Below are 12,419 nucleotides of genomic sequence, written 5' to 3'. Positions count from 1 at the left end.
GTCACGGAAAGCTGCTGCGGTCGTTTGCGCGAGCGTTGTCTTGCCTGCGATCAAACCTCCCGGGCGGCAGCGACCGCGTCGCGCCGTCCTTCGCCTTCGATCCTCATTGAAATCATGAATACCCCTGAGTTCTCCCGTCGCGGTTTTGTCAAAAGCGTCGCCATCGCCGGCTTGGCGATGCAGGCCCGTCCGATCTTCGGTCAGGCGTCCGCCACCCGGCGTTTCAAGGTCGGCGTCATCGGCTGCGGTGGTCGCGGCCGCGGCGCCATCGCGAACCTGCTCGAGGCCGCGCCGCTCGCCGGTGTCGAGGTCGAGATCGTCGCGCTCGCGGATGCGTTCGCCAGCAAGGCGGTCGAGGCCGGCCAGAAGTTCGGCGTGCCCGCCGATCGCTGCTTCGGCAGTTTCGACAGCTACCGCCGCGTGCTCGAACAGCCGATCGATCTCGTGCTGCTCGCCACGCCGCCGAATTTCCGACCGCTGCATTTCGAAGCGGCCGTCGCCGCTGGGAAGCATTGCTTCATCGAGAAACCGGTCGCGGTCGATCCGCCGGGCGCGCGCCGCATCCTCGCCGCCGGCGAACTCGCGCGCCAGAAAGGCCTCGCCGTCGTCGCCGGCGCGCAGCGCCGCTACATGAGCGCCTATTTGAGCAACGCACACGCGGTGCGCGAAGGCGCGATCGGCACGATCACGGGCGGCACTGTGATGTGGAACCAGCCGCAGCTTTGGTTCAAGGAACGCCTCGCCGGCGAAGACGACGCCAGCTATCTGGCGCGCAACTGGGTCAACTTCCTCGAGATGTCCGGCGACCACATCGTCGAGCAGCATTTCCACAATATCGACGTCGCGAACTGGTTCATCGGCCGCACGCCGCTCGCCGCCGTCGGTTTCGGCGGTCGCATGCGCCGGCAAACCGGCAACCAATACGATTTCTTCAGCGTCGATTTCGACTACGGCCAAGGCTGCCACATCCACAGCACGTGCCGTCAGATCAATGGCTGCTACAACCGCGTCGGCGAATTTTTCACCGGCACCGAGGGCACGGTTTACCCTAACGGAAAAATCGAAACCTTCGCGAAAACGCCGGTCGCGTTGAAAGACTTTCCCACCCACGCCGATGGCCAGGTGCAGGAACACGTCGAACTGCTGCGCAGCATCGTCGCCGGACAGCCGCTCAACGATTCCAAGAACGTCGCCGACTCCACCCTCACCGCGATCATGGGCCGCATCTCCGCCTACACCGGCCAGCTGGTTCGCTGGAGCGATCTCACGCAGCCCGGCGCAGCCTACTACGATCTCCGCCTCACTCCGACGGCCGAGGACTTCGAAACGGGCAACGTGACGTGCCCGGCCGAGGAGGTGGCGCCCGTGCCGGGTGCAGCCCGCGCAAAGGCCTGATGAGCTGAGTCCAAACCGCGGGCGACCGGCCGAAAGACCTCGCGGTCGCCCGCCGTTTTGTCGCCTTACCGCGTCACGGCCGCCGCAGCGGCCGGTCGACGTAACGCTCCCGTCCGTAGTGGTCGTGCAGCCGGTCGATGTAATCCGACTGCGTCATCACCGCGTCGTCGAACTCCGGACTCGCCCGCACCGCCTCGCGGGTGAGATCCACGTAGACCCGCGTCGTTTCCCAGCTGATCTCGCGCGCCCAATGCGGAGCGACGATGACCTTGCGGCCCGGCAGCCAGTTTTTCGTATCGATCAGCAGATAGCGAATCGCCCACCCGACATCGTCCACGATCAGGTCTTCGATATGCCCGATGGCGCCGTCGGTCGCCTCGACATGATAACCGGTCAACTCCCGCGCACTGCGCAGATGCGGATCGCCTTCCTGCGCGGTTGAGCGATTCGCGAGGGCCTCCTGCGCCCGGGTTTCAGCGACCGTGGGTGGAATCGCCGCCGACACCGGTGGCACCACGCCCTCCGTGTAAATCGATCCCCAGTAAGCCGGCCAGCCGTAGTAAGTGCGCAGCTCCATTTCACGTTGTCGCGATACCGGCTTCTGCGTGTCGACCTCGGGGCTGTGGCGAACCTGATCCGGCGACAGGTTGACCGCCAAAGCGCGATGTTCGCGATCGAGCGATTGAAACGCTTCCGGACCGATCAGCACGTCACGCCGGTTCAGCCATGCGCCCGTTTGCACGACAAAGTAGCGCGTCTGCCACTCGCGATCGTCGAAATACACATCGCGCACGCGCCCGATCTCCTCGCCGCTTGCACGAAGGGTGAAGTCGTCCAGTTGCTTAAGTTTCGTCAGCATGGGAATCCTTTCGTTTCGATCGCGGCAATTGGCGCAGGTTCACAGGGTGCGAAACGCCACGCCGCGAAATTAAGTTTAGTGTCACGGCTCGGCAGATGCCATGGGACGTTCGCCGTAACGCGCATCCGGCCTTGCGCGTCGCCGCCTTCAGGTCGCGACCCGATAGGTCCGATGATAAGCAATCGTTAGGCGTAAACGAAAAACTCGCGCGGCTGACTTCACTCACTGCCAAACCCAACTATTGTTGTTGTGTGGCCGTGTAGTGGTGCCCGAGCGAACATTTCCAAGCGCTGTGAATTCCATCCAGCGCCTGAGCAGTGATTGCTGCGGCGGACCTGTATCGAAAATACCCCTGCACCCCGCTGGCGGCCGCAGGAAGGGACGTCATGACGAGAAACGAACCTTATCGAGATCGCCACGAAGCCGGGCGATTTCTGGCCAATTGCGTGCATGCGCGGGTCGCACCGTTCGACCCGATCGTGCTCGCACTCGCGCGCGGCGGAGTGCCCGTCGGCCTGCCGGTCGCCGCCGCCCTTCGGGCTCCATTGGATACAGTGGTGGTGCGCAAACTCACCCTGCCGCAGCATCCCGACATCGCTTTCGGCGCGATCGCGCCTGGGGGCGTCGAGATCCTCGATCCGGAATTGGTGAAACGATTGGGACTAACCCCGCTCGAAGTCGCAGCGATTGCCGACCGCGAGCTCGTCGAGCTGCAGCGTCGTGAGGCGTGCTATCGCGAAGAGCACGCGGCTCTCGACGTTCGCGGACGAACCATCCTCCTCGTCGATGACGCCCTCGCCTCTGACCTTCCGATGCGCGCCGCCATTTGCGCGCTCCAGGAACGCCACGCGAGACGCGTCCTGGTCGCAGTGCCGGCCGGCTGCCACGCCGCGTGCCGGAAACTCGAAACGGAAATCGGCGAACTCGTATGCCCGTTTCGGCTCGAACTCTTCCCCGCGCCACACGCGTGTTACCGCGATTATCCGCCCACGTCAGATTCCGAGGTCTGCCGTTGCTTGAGGGAAAGCCAGGTCGGCATGACTCACGAAATGATGACCTAACCGCGCCGAAAAATGCCAAGCGGTGCCCCGTCGCGTCTGACGTCCCGTGATCGCGGAACGAAACGTTTCGCTTATGCCTGTAGACCAGTCAGCCTGCAGACCCTTACGTGTCGCCCTCGCCCGCTCGCTTCGCGCGCGCGCTCCCGATCACTCCCGTGAAGAACAGGACGTGGAAGGCTGTGACGACCCAAAATCCCGCTGCGATGGCGTGCCACTCTCCCGCGCAGGCACTCCACTTCGGCAGTGTTTCTGCACCGATGCCTGCGATGCGACTCATCGTGGCCGGACTCGCATAATCATGCCGAATGTCATGCAGGCCGAGGAACAAAACCGCCAGGCCTGCAACCGAAAGGACGCCGGCTGCCAGCGTGAGCGCTCGCCAATGTTGGTGGTTTTTCATGACGTGGATCGCCGACGCACTAGCTTCGCAGTTTCTCGCGGTCGCCGCGCAGACGGAACGTCCTTTCGACTGCTCATGCTACCTCGTTCAAAATTGAACGTGCGCCAACGCAGGCTCCTTCAGCACGTCCGACATGCACCAGAAGTGCGCGTCGCAATGGCTCAGTCGGAACACCTCCACCAATGAATCGACCGGACGCCCCGCGAGCTCGGCGAGAAAAGCCCGGTCCTTCGTGGCGCGCTCCTGCAACGCTCGATCGTTCACCAGCTCCATGCGGCCGGAAACACGTAGCTGACGCGCTCCCGCGATGTCGTCCGGATGATTGAGAAAACAAACCTCGGCCTTCGGATTCGTCTTCAACTGCGCACTCACCGACTTCGGCGAGAGCAGGATGAAATAAAAACCGGAGTAATCCGCGAACCACAATAGAACGGTTCTGACCCGTGGCTGATCCCCATCCACGGTCGCCAAATGACAAACGGGATTCGCCCGTGCGAACGCGATGCAATCGTCGATTTTCATGGCGTTCCCCTTCTAGCATAAAATTCGCCGATCGTCACTCTTCCGCGCGCTTCCCCCGGCACGCGCAACCTCACCAGCAGGCACGAATCGCGGAGGTGTCTCACCGACACGCTCCACGGAGGTGAGAGTTACATCGTCGATCACCGGCCTGAGTTCGTCCCGAAGGATAGGCCCCCAATCGCGCGTATCGGGCTCTTTCGTTTCCTTGACGCCCTTTGTGAACAGGACTTCCGCGGCTCGTCCGGCGCTATCCCAAGCTACAGCGCAATTCTGTACAACCTTTACCGTGAATAACCCGGCAAGTTCGCACGAACCTCCGCCGCCGTCGGCCAGCGCCGAAGGGTCGATACCACGCAGCCCATGGCATCCGCCAATCGTTCCGGAAGGTCCATCTCTCCCGGCAGCCTCGGCGCGTAAGGCAGCCGTTCGACAGGCGGCGTGAAATCCGACGACTCGCCTGGCTTCCCTCCCCGCGGGTCCACGCGATACCAACCATATTGTTTCAAGTACACTGCCACCAGTCCGTGCAGGAAGAAACCGGAAGCCGTATCGTCATAGGCCAGGCGCTGATAACATAACGCAGCCGGAACGCCGCGAGCCCGCAGCAATGCGGCCAATAAGTGGCTCTTCGCATAGCAAAACCCCACGCGATGCTCCAGAACGTCAGAGGCCTTGCAGGTGACAACCGGACGCTGTACGTCCGAGCTGTGCTGCACCTGGTCGCGGACCCACCTGAAACAGCGCCGCGCCACCTCCTCATCTTCGGTGGCGTCGCCCGCGATGCTCGCAGCCGCGGCGACGATCGCCGGATGAGCGGCGTCGATCGTGTCGGTCGGTTGAAGAAACGCTTCCACAACTATCTCAGGTTGCATCGACGATGAGCCACGCGGGCCCTCATCCGCCAGCCGGTTTCGTTCGCAGAATCGTGTCCAAAGGCTTCCCCCTCGCCAACTCATCCACCAGCTTGTCGAGATATCGAATCTCACGCATCGTCGGTTCCTCAATCTCTTCAACGCGAACGCCGCAGATTACGCCCTTGATATAGCGTCGTGACGGATTCGGCTTCGGAGCCTCTTTAAAGAAGGTTTCGAAGTCGGCTTCCTTCTCGAGCTGACGCTCCAGCTGTCGTTGCGTGTAGCCGGTCAACCATCGAATGATCGAATCCACCTCGGACCTCGTGCGACCTTTCTTCTCGGCCTTCGCGACGAGGAACGGATAAACCTTCGCGACACTGGTGGTGAGAATCCGATGTTTCTTTGGCATGACACTGTCCGGCCTAGTCGACTTCCCTTACCGCTCAAAGCTTTTCTCGCTGCCCTCGCCTGCCGGCCAACTCCGCCACTGCCCCTAAGCCAGCGGCCCCTCATGCTTGGGCATCAGATCTGCCGACACATACCACGGCGCATGTTCCTCCCAGAATATGTTCGCCTGCGGTTTGATCCCTGGATCCGCATCCAACGTTCCGCTCGGCACCACCCAGAACTTCCCATTTCGGCTCAGTTTCGGCACCGGCGAACCGCACCGCCTGCAGAACCGGCGCGGAAAGCCCGGGTTCTCCTCCGTATCCACAAAGAGCTCGATGAGATTTTCGCCCCGACTCCATTTCACCGCCCCTTCGGGATACGCCAGATTCGCGGCATGAACAGACCCGCTCGACCTCTGGCAGGAGCGGCAGTGACAATAAAGAAACATCAGCGGCGATCCGTTGACCGTGAAAGCCACCTTGCCGCACAAACAGGATCCCGTCACGGGTTTCATATTATTTTGTACAGTCTGAAGAGCGGCGCTGGCTAGCGGGGCTCCGACTCCGGACCAGACGCGGTGCCATCGGCCGTTGGGTCTGCCCCCTGAACAACCTCGTTTTCTTGTTCACGCAAGCGGACGAGCTTTTTAGGTGCGACAATCCGCCAAGCCTGTTCGATCAACTCCCGACACTCCTCAACCGAAACGTGCGCGAGATGCACGTTCGTCCAACCCTGGCGCGACCAGGCGTTCAACGAAAAGGCCGCGGCCCTCGAGCCGACCAAATCCGCTTGCTCTTTCAGGCTCAGTTTCACGACCGCACGCCTCTCTGTTGGCCAAAGCGTCGCGAAGATCTTGTCGCGAACTCGAAACGAGGGATGCCCGCGATGATCTTGCTCCTCCGTCGCGGGCAGCGAGAGCGCCAGCCGTCGAAATGATTGTTGGTCCACGAATCGCCTTTTGCCCGAGGTTAACGGAGAGTCACGTTCATTGCTTGTCCGGAGCTGCGATCACAGAAGGCGTGGCGCGTGCGTGTCAACTCGCGCGCACGTTCGGATTTCCTGAGGTCCGCGCTAACGCGATCCGTTGCTGAAAACACGACCGCTACCCGACCCGCCCAACCCCACGTTTCACGTCGGATTCATTTTCAAACGAAACAACTCGTCGCCCGCCCCACCACTACTCGGGGAACAATTCCCTGATCTCTTCGCCGCATTCGACAAAGCGCCGCCGGCTAAACCGGCGCATCCGCATCGGTGGCTGCAAAACGTTCTGCGGGTAACTCAGCACCTCTTCGATGAGGACCTCCGAGCGATCGAACAAAAACACATAATCGAGCCAGGCCTGTCGCGAAAACTCGTCAGGGGGCTCCGGATAGCGATAGCGTTGTCTCACGCTGACCCTTTCCTTTAGCGACGTTGGGTCGAGGCCGTCTGCCACATCTTCGATCCAATCGCGAACCTGAGCTTCCGTGCGATCAAGCTCCATCCGGTCGATCTCATGAAAGTCGTCCGGATCGCCGAGATAAAATATGTGGGCGGCAAGAAGACTTAAGTAAGGCCATCTCTCCTTCGAGTTCATCGCTGGAGCTGATAGATGAGCCACGCCCGCGACTCGGGCAAGCCGCGTTCGTGCAGGAACCCTGAGGTCAGCGGAACCGAATACAGTTGCTTACCGTGCGTAGCCGTTCTTCACGTGCGAATGCGTATTGACGAACGTCGTCAGCCCCTCTCCGGCATCCGCAAGCTTCTTCATCGTTTCCAGATCGGCGGTCCCGATTCCGCTCGCCGTGTAGCGGTAGGTTCGCCCACCCGCGAACTGAAGATCAATCCAGCTCGGGCCATGATCATATGCGACAACACCGGCATCACCGCTGCGGTTCTGATACGGTTTCATACCGCCCTTTTTCCGCGTCGAAGGCACCTCATGCGTGTGCCTGGAACGAACCATGCGAAGTCACAAAGCGAGATAAGCATACGCGCTGGCCGTAGCGCTAGGTTCGGTGTATCGCGCGCACCGAGTTGTATAGACGTGCAGCGTCAGGACTGTGGATCGAACCCAAAAACACGGAGTTCCTGAGCGCAGCGACAAGCCTTCGCAAGCCGTGCCGCCCAGATGATGGCATCCTCGCGTGAAGGCAGTTCGAGCACGGTGAATCCACCGTTGAGAGGCGGAGCCCACGGGTAGCCCCCGGCGGCGACGCTACCGTCGGCAGACACAAGCACCGGCGGCACGCCCTCGTCGATACCTCCACCAAAGACATAAACGCCGGCGGCTTTGGCCTGGCTGATGACCGCGTGTGCTTCGCGACCCACGCTCTCCAACTCGCCATCGGCCACGACCATCGCTGCACTGGGAAATGAGATCAGGTATTTGGCCATGGTGCGCTCTCGTTGGTTATCGATGCCATTCGTTTTGGCTAACGTCAAACGGGACTTCCGGCCGGAGCCGCTCCTGCTCCGCAGCGACGTGACGCACGCTCGGGGCGTCTGGTACGTGGAGCATTTGAACGCTTGAAGAGCGACCGAAGAGCGCCTTTAGCTGCACGTCCGAATCATGAGTAAGCCAACCTGCCCTGAATGTACGATGGAAGAAGTGCTGAGCCATCCCGACCATTGGGAATGCGCAACCTGCGGTCACGAGTGGCCGAAAGAAGCGGCACCGGATGCAGGGCGCGTGGTGAAGGACGCACACGGTAACGTGCTCACGGATGGGGACACGGTCATATTGATCAAAGATCTGAAGCTGCGCGGGTCATCCGGGACGCTGAAACAAGGTACAAAAGCGAAAAATATCCGATTGGTGGATGGCGATCACGAAATCGACTGCAAGATTGATGGCACGCCCTTGGCGTTGAAAGCCTGCTTCGTCAAGAAGTCCTAGTTTCATATTCTGCTCGAACGCCTCAGATAGCAGTCACGCTCGCTTTGCGTGAGCTGTCCCTTTTTTACGATATTGACTGCTTGTGCAAAAAGCCTCTGAGAAGTCGACTCGGTCAAAGTGGTCGCGATATTCACAAAGATACGGTGGACAGTAACCGACTAGACTCTCGCTGTGCCTTCCGATCCGGGCTCCTTAACGCGGATGACATCGTTCGTCGTAGCGCATCTGCCGAAGAAAAAACACGAACCGCGACAAGCATACGCATTGGCTGTAGCGCCTGGTTCGGCCTTTCCATCGCACCCAAACGACCTGAATCAACAAAGCGGATAATGCGACGGTAATAGCAATAATCATCCATCGGAAGTCTCGGCGCACCGCGCGTAATGCGGGCTCGATCGAAAGCTTCGACGCCCACGCAGGATTTCCAATCGCAATCTCATAAAAAACCGGAGACTGCCACGAGTAAGTCCAACGCGAAAACAGCGCCTCCCGTATTCTAGCGGGCAACAACTCAGCCTCTTCTTTCTTCACACACCTCATCGCGGTGATGGCGCAAAAATATCCGATGGCGAGGCGAGCGCCAAAAAACGCAACCACGCACGAGGAGAGAAGCGCGAGTATCAGCACGGTCATTTTGCCGAACGTCAAAGATTAGCCACGACTCTGCTTGGCGTGTCTCGCGCGCGAGCACGAGACATGACAAGCAGAGTCGTTGGCTCTAGCGCCTGGTTCTGCTTTTCAGCGGCGCTCTTCCATCAAACCAACAAGATTACCGTCAGGATCGCGAAGAAATCCGATCCATAGCTCATGGTCTGGCAATCGCGATGTAAGCTGAGGCTCGCGCTCAGCACGTCCCCCACGCTCGATCGCAGCACGATAAAAATCACCGAGCGCTGTAGTTCTAAAATAGATGATGGAATTCTTGCCGGCCTCACCTTCACCTTGCGGCGTGGTGAGCATCAATCGAACTGAACCAGCTGCCAAAAAAGAAAGATTTGGTCCTGCATCAAACAACAGCCGCAATCGCAATACTTCCGTGTAAAACTTCTCGCCGCTGCAACATCGCTAACTACGATCGCGATCTGACCGATGTCGTGTATTGTTGATGCATTCATATTGGGATATTATTGCCGAACGTCAAAGATCAGCCACGCGTGTGCTTGGCGCGGGGCGTGCGTCCGCACAAACCGTGACAAGCATACGCGTTGGCTGTAGCGCCTGGTTGGGCCTTTTCATCCTTTGCCTGCGAACTCCACGGGTGCGGTGATTACGACAATCGTCGGACCGTCTTCGAACTCAGCGGGCAAAAACTTCCATTTCATCGCGGCATCCACAGCAGACTGATCGAAGCGCGAATCAGAAGACTCCATCACCCTTGCATCCATGACTGACCCATTTCGGCCGACGACGATGGAAACCAAGACACGGCCTTTGATGCCTGCGAGCAACGGAATGGTGGGATACGCCGGTGGACTCATCGAAATTAATCGAGGCGTCTTCTTGAACTTTCGCTCTTCCTGAATCGCCGCGACATACTCAGAAACGTCCGCCCACAAGCGCACCAATCGGTCCTTGAGCTCCGTCGAATCAGTTTGGGCCGGCGCTGCCTGTTGAGCAGCAAGGCTGGCGTTCGCCCTCTCAGCATAATCGGAGGGGACCTGCGATGTGTAGCAGCCAAAGGACAACGCGCATAATATCGAATCGAGCGTCAACTTAGTGATGTTCATAATATATTGCCCAACGTCAAAGATCAGCCACGCGTGTGCTTGGCGCGGGCCGTGCGTAAGCACGGAACGTGACAAGCATACGCGTTGGCTGTAGCGCCTGGTTGGGCTTTTTGTTCATCAGGGATAGGTCCTCTCGCTTCTCACCTCGAGTAATCGAGCTTCTTCAAACGAGAAATCGCCTTCGATACGTTTGCCGACTTTCGACTTCAGGTGGGCAATCACTTCTTCGCTGCCTGACACCACCGCACTCCAGCCAATCATATTCGCTCCAGGCTCATATCTCGTGAAACGCATGTCCGTAACCTCGTAGCTCTCTTGCGAGACGCTCGGCAACAAACTAGCAACCAACATCTGAATCAATTGATTTGGCTCGTTGCCGTAACGCGTCTTCCCCCATTCAACAAACGCGCTCGCAAGAAAATATCCACTAACCTCGGTTCGGCTTGTTTCTGCTTTTCGCACGTCGAGCGTATATTCGCCGCGCTTTGTCGTCATAAGACAGCCACAGAGAAGGACGGAGAAGACTAGAATCGTAGCGGCCGCAGTTTTCATGTCTTTGCCCAACGTCAAAGATCAGCCACGCGTGTGCTTGGCGCGGAGCGTGCGTCAGCACGATCCGTGACAAGCATACGCGTTGGCTGTAGCGCCTGGTTAGGCGGATTTGCGCTTCTTGGCATGTGCACCGCACGCGAACCAAGTGGTCACCGCAACTACAAAAAACAACGGTATCGCAAGAAATATATAGGACGGCATCACTGCGATAAACCAAGAGACCACGATGAAAGTGCAACACCAGCCGCACGCTAAGGATGCGAGAATGCCGATGATCCGATAAAGGTCCCGGCCCGTGCGTCGGAGACCAATCCAAGGAAGAACGATCGCCGCGACTCCCATGGCAAGAAAAGCGAGGTCTATCACGTATCGCATCTGGATCTTTGCCTAACGTCAAAGATCAGCCACGCGTGTGCTTGGCGCGGGGCGTGCGTCAGCACGACACGTGACAAGCATACGCGTTGGCTGTAGCGCCTGGTTAGGCATTTTGCTTTTTCCACGGCCACAATAATACTACGCAAAAGGGAAGCGCTGTAAGCGCCGATTCCCACATCGGCCTGGACGAGAGAACGAAAAGCAGAGCTGAGGTGCCGAGGGCCGTCCGCGCAAATATCGAGACTGCCCCATTTTCTTTCTTGAACAACGCGACAACTGCACCGACTGCGCCAATGACTCCAAGAAGTGCTGCGAAATCAACCAGATGAACGCCCCCGCCCCTTACACCAATTGTCAGACCGAAAAACGGGATAGCAAAGATGAGTGGCGCGGCCGCGTCCGGCACTTCCAGCCACATCGTGCAGCAGAAAAGAATCAAAAGGCCGACGTGGCAGAATCTTCTCTTCATCATTTTTGCCTAACGTCAAAGATGAGCCACGATCACGGCTGGCGCGAGCCGTGCTGCTCGGAGCACGGATCGTGACAGCTGTGATCGTTGGCTCTGGCGCCTTGTTGGGCTCTTCTTTCATCTGAGCTTCGGCGTGCGCCAATACGCGAGGTCTGGCGCTGTCTCGCCCACAAACGTCCAATGCTTGTCCTTCGCAATCGCGGCAAAGCGAGCAATCTCCTCTTCCCGCAGCGGACGCCAATCTGGATCGCGCTCAAAAACACGCATCTGCTCCGCTGACCACGTGGCCGCGCGCTTCTGACAATCAACGAGCGACTCTTTATTCGCGCCGCCACCCGAGCACGGATTCGCAAGCTGGACGGCATCGTCTTCCCATCCGCAGACAGGACAGATCTCGTATGAGCCGTAAAGCTCTTCGCCTATAGTGCGGAAACCGCAGCATGGACATGCGAGCGTCATATTTTGCCCAACGTCAAAGATGAGCCACGATGGGACTTGGCGCGCCTCGTGCCGCATCACGATTCACATTCTGTCGTTTCATTTCGAAAACAGATTCTAAAGCACGAGGCGTGACAAGTCCCGGCGTTGGCTCTTGTAGGTTCACTGGCCAAGGGGAGCGGCCACCAGCAAGCTCTCCTTGGCCAGTGAACGGCCGTGGCGGGTGATCGCCCGCCACGGCCTGCCCCGCGTCAGATCGATTGGCTCTCGGAGCTTGGACTCCGTGCGCTAGCAGGATCGGCGCGAGGCTCACCGGCCGCTTAACTCGAACCGTTGCAAGAGCGGCGGCCGGAAGGTCGTCAGCTCGCCTTACAAGAAGGGGAGGTATCAGTAATTCTGTGTGTGGATCGGTTATGGTGTAGTTTCCTTTTGCCCTCAGCTAGCTGAGGGCAAAAACCGCGATCCAAAAAGAACGGCAAACTGGCCAAGTGCTTTC

The 12,419-nt window shown here is 59.1% G+C and carries 19 protein-coding genes; 3 read left to right on the top strand and 16 right to left on the bottom strand.

The window, feature by feature from the left end:
* The first annotated feature begins 114 nt into the window (after positions 1-114).
* Entirely contained in the window at positions 115-1,395 is a 1,281-nt protein-coding gene (locus tag AC6RV7_RS18520) for a Gfo/Idh/MocA family protein (RefSeq protein ID WP_500095681.1), read from the top strand.
* A 73-nt stretch (positions 1,396-1,468) separates the two neighbouring features.
* Here the strand turns inward: AC6RV7_RS18520 and AC6RV7_RS18515 are convergent, their stop codons facing one another.
* Complete coding sequence (locus AC6RV7_RS18515) at positions 1,469-2,254, bottom strand: PRC-barrel domain-containing protein (RefSeq protein ID WP_500095680.1); 786 nt, start codon at positions 2,252-2,254, stop codon at positions 1,469-1,471.
* A gap of 386 nt (positions 2,255-2,640) precedes the next feature.
* Here AC6RV7_RS18515 and AC6RV7_RS18510 point away from each other — a divergent pair, with 386 nt between their 5' ends.
* Positions 2,641-3,315, top strand: coding sequence for a phosphoribosyltransferase (locus AC6RV7_RS18510; RefSeq protein ID WP_500095679.1), 675 nt, complete (start codon positions 2,641-2,643; stop codon positions 3,313-3,315).
* 103 nt (positions 3,316-3,418) lie between these two features.
* On the opposite strand, the gene AC6RV7_RS18505 is transcribed toward AC6RV7_RS18510, so the two are convergent.
* The 9 genes from AC6RV7_RS18505 to AC6RV7_RS18465 all read right to left on the bottom strand — a co-directional run bounded on the left by AC6RV7_RS18505 (position 3,419) and on the right by AC6RV7_RS18465 (position 7,860).
* Positions 3,419-3,715 (bottom strand): hypothetical protein, encoded by a 297-nt coding sequence (locus AC6RV7_RS18505; RefSeq protein ID WP_500095678.1) that lies wholly within the window; start codon positions 3,713-3,715, stop codon positions 3,419-3,421.
* 87 nt (positions 3,716-3,802) lie between these two features.
* Positions 3,803-4,237 (bottom strand): pyridoxamine 5'-phosphate oxidase family protein, encoded by a 435-nt coding sequence (locus AC6RV7_RS18500; protein ID WP_500095677.1) that lies wholly within the window; start codon positions 4,235-4,237, stop codon positions 3,803-3,805.
* A gap of 281 nt (positions 4,238-4,518) precedes the next feature.
* Positions 4,519-5,091: a transglutaminase-like domain-containing protein gene (locus tag AC6RV7_RS18495; RefSeq protein ID WP_500095676.1), complete on the bottom strand. Its 573-nt coding sequence runs from the start codon at positions 5,089-5,091 to the stop codon at positions 4,519-4,521.
* A gap of 40 nt (positions 5,092-5,131) precedes the next feature.
* Entirely contained in the window at positions 5,132-5,500 is a 369-nt protein-coding gene (locus tag AC6RV7_RS18490) for a DUF2200 domain-containing protein (protein WP_500095675.1), read from the bottom strand.
* An 84-nt stretch (positions 5,501-5,584) separates the two neighbouring features.
* Positions 5,585-5,995, bottom strand: a complete 411-nt coding sequence (locus tag AC6RV7_RS18485) for a GFA family protein (RefSeq protein WP_500095674.1) — start codon at positions 5,993-5,995, stop codon at positions 5,585-5,587.
* A 32-nt stretch (positions 5,996-6,027) separates the two neighbouring features.
* On the bottom strand, positions 6,028-6,429 hold the full coding sequence (locus tag AC6RV7_RS18480) for an MmcQ/YjbR family DNA-binding protein (RefSeq protein ID WP_500095673.1): 402 nt from the start codon (positions 6,427-6,429) through the stop codon (positions 6,028-6,030).
* A gap of 229 nt (positions 6,430-6,658) precedes the next feature.
* Entirely contained in the window at positions 6,659-7,060 is a 402-nt protein-coding gene (locus AC6RV7_RS18475) for a hypothetical protein (protein ID WP_500095672.1), read from the bottom strand.
* A 90-nt stretch (positions 7,061-7,150) separates the two neighbouring features.
* Entirely contained in the window at positions 7,151-7,375 is a 225-nt protein-coding gene (locus AC6RV7_RS18470; protein WP_500095671.1) for a hypothetical protein, read from the bottom strand.
* Between the two features lie 143 nt (positions 7,376-7,518).
* Entirely contained in the window at positions 7,519-7,860 is a 342-nt protein-coding gene (locus tag AC6RV7_RS18465) for a YciI family protein (protein ID WP_500095670.1), read from the bottom strand.
* A gap of 175 nt (positions 7,861-8,035) precedes the next feature.
* Between AC6RV7_RS18465 and AC6RV7_RS18460 the strand changes: the two genes are divergently transcribed.
* Positions 8,036-8,362 carry a zinc ribbon domain-containing protein YjdM gene (locus AC6RV7_RS18460; RefSeq protein ID WP_500095669.1) on the top strand — a complete coding sequence of 109 codons (327 nt, stop codon included), beginning with the start codon at positions 8,036-8,038 and terminating at the stop codon, positions 8,360-8,362.
* 192 nt (positions 8,363-8,554) lie between these two features.
* Here AC6RV7_RS18460 and AC6RV7_RS18455 read toward each other — a convergent pair whose 3' ends face one another.
* The 6 genes from AC6RV7_RS18455 to AC6RV7_RS18430 form a co-directional block, all read right to left on the bottom strand.
* Positions 8,555-8,995, bottom strand: a complete 441-nt coding sequence (locus AC6RV7_RS18455) for a hypothetical protein (RefSeq protein ID WP_500095668.1) — start codon at positions 8,993-8,995, stop codon at positions 8,555-8,557.
* Positions 8,996-9,100: 105 nt separating this feature from the next.
* On the bottom strand, positions 9,101-9,391 hold the full coding sequence (locus AC6RV7_RS18450) for a VOC family protein (protein ID WP_500095667.1): 291 nt from the start codon (positions 9,389-9,391) through the stop codon (positions 9,101-9,103).
* A 203-nt stretch (positions 9,392-9,594) separates the two neighbouring features.
* Positions 9,595-10,089 carry an energy transducer TonB gene (locus AC6RV7_RS18445; protein ID WP_500095666.1) on the bottom strand — a complete coding sequence of 165 codons (495 nt, stop codon included), beginning with the start codon at positions 10,087-10,089 and terminating at the stop codon, positions 9,595-9,597.
* A 117-nt stretch (positions 10,090-10,206) separates the two neighbouring features.
* Positions 10,207-10,584 (bottom strand): hypothetical protein, encoded by a 378-nt coding sequence (locus AC6RV7_RS18440; RefSeq protein WP_500095665.1) that lies wholly within the window; start codon positions 10,582-10,584, stop codon positions 10,207-10,209.
* 535 nt (positions 10,585-11,119) lie between these two features.
* On the bottom strand, positions 11,120-11,488 hold the full coding sequence (locus AC6RV7_RS18435; RefSeq protein ID WP_500095664.1) for a hypothetical protein: 369 nt from the start codon (positions 11,486-11,488) through the stop codon (positions 11,120-11,122).
* 114 nt (positions 11,489-11,602) lie between these two features.
* Entirely contained in the window at positions 11,603-11,944 is a 342-nt protein-coding gene (locus tag AC6RV7_RS18430) for a CPCC family cysteine-rich protein (protein WP_500095663.1), read from the bottom strand.
* Positions 11,945-12,419: the final 475 nt, after the last annotated feature.

The sequence above is a fragment of the Opitutus sp. sgz309028 genome, from assembly GCF_059821195.1.
The sequence above is the reverse complement of the archived record's forward strand: the minus strand, read 5'-3'. Positions and strand labels throughout refer to the sequence as shown.